This window comes from Streptomyces sp. AB3(2024), from assembly GCF_041862025.1.
Taxonomy (GTDB): Bacteria; Actinomycetota; Actinomycetes; order Streptomycetales; family Streptomycetaceae; genus Streptomyces.
This window is the reverse complement of record NZ_JBGWAB010000303.1, coordinates 1-1,589: the sequence shown is the minus strand read 5'-3', so window position 1 is coordinate 1,589 and position 1,589 is coordinate 1. Positions and strand designations below refer to the sequence as shown.

Here is a 1,589-nt window from a genome sequence, read left to right as displayed (position 1 = left end):
ATCCGCCGCGTGGACCGTGTGATCATCCGTTTCGCGGGTGATTCGGGTGACGGTATGCAGCTGACGGGTGACCGTTTCACGTCGGAGACGGCGTCGTTCGGGAATGATCTTTCGACGCTGCCGAACTTCCCGGCGGAGATCCGGGCGCCTGCCGGGACGCTGCCGGGTGTGTCGTCGTTCCAGCTGCATTTCGCGGACCACGACATCCTCACTCCGGGGGACGCGCCGAACGTTCTGGTGGCGATGAACCCGGCGGCGCTGAAGGCGAACATCGCCGATGTGCCGCGTGGTGCGGAGATCATCGTGAACACGGACGAGTTCACGAAGCGGCCGATGGCGAAGGTGGGGTACGAGAGGTCTCCGCTGGAGGACGGTTCGCTGGACGCCTACCGGGTGCACGGGGTGCCCCTGACCACTTTGACGGTGGAGGCGCTGAAGGACTTCGGGCTGTCGCGCAAGGAGGCCGAGCGCAGCAAGAACATGTTCGCGCTGGGGCTGCTGTCGTGGATGTACCACCGTCCGACGGAGAACACCGAGAAGTTCCTGCGGCAGAAGTTCGCGAAGAAGCCGGACATCGCCGAGGCGAACATCGTGGCGTTTAGGGCGGGGTGGAACTTCGGGGAGACGACGGAGGACTTCGCGGTCTCCTACGAGGTGGCTCCGGCGACGAAGGCGTTCCCTGCGGGTGTGTACCGCAACATCTCGGGGAACCTGGCGCTGTCGTACGGGCTGATCGCGGCGGCCCGGCAGGCGGATCTGCCGCTGTACCTGGGCTCGTACCCGATCACGCCGGCGTCGGACATCCTGCACGAGCTGTCGAAGCACAAGAACTTCGGGGTGCGCACGTTCCAGGCCGAGGACGAGATCGCGGGGATCGGCGCCGCGCTGGGTGCGGCGTTCGGGGGTGCGCTGGGGGTGACGACGACCTCGGGGCCCGGTGTGGCGCTGAAGTCGGAGACCATCGGGCTCGCGGTGTCGCTGGAGCTGCCGCTGCTGATCGTGGACATCCAGCGCGGCGGGCCCTCGACCGGTCTGCCGACCAAGACCGAGCAGGCCGACCTGCTCCAGGCGATGTACGGGCGCAACGGTGAGGCCCCCGTCCCGATCGTCGCCCCCCGCACCGCCGCCGACTGCTTCGACGCCGCCATCGACGCCGCCCGGATCGCGCTCACCTACCGCACCCCGGTACTGCTGCTCTCGGACGGCTACCTCGCCAACGGCTCCGAGCCCTGGCGGATCCCGGACGTGGCCGACCTGCCCGACCTCAGGGTGCAGTTCGCGACCGCCCCGAACCACACCCTGGCCGACGGCACCGAGGTGTTCTGGCCCTACAAGCGGGACCCGGAGACACTGGCCAGGCCGTGGGCGGTCCCGGGGACCCCGGGCCTGGAACACCGCATCGGCGGGATCGAGAAGCAGGACGGCACCGGGAACATCTCCTACGACCCGGCCAACCACGAGCTCATGGTCCGCACCCGCCAGGCCAAGATCGACGGCATCACCGTCCCCGACCTGGAGGTCGACGACCCGACCCGCACGGCCCGCACCCTGGTTCTCGGCTGGGGCTCCACCTACGGCCCCATCACCGC

1 protein-coding gene is annotated in these 1,589 nt (G+C 68.8%); it reads left to right on the top strand.

What is annotated here, in order from left to right; genetic code table 11:
* Positions 1-1,589: 2-oxoacid:acceptor oxidoreductase subunit alpha (locus tag ACEPPI_RS40475; protein WP_373920233.1), on the top strand; the 1,589-nt coding region annotated here is incomplete at both ends.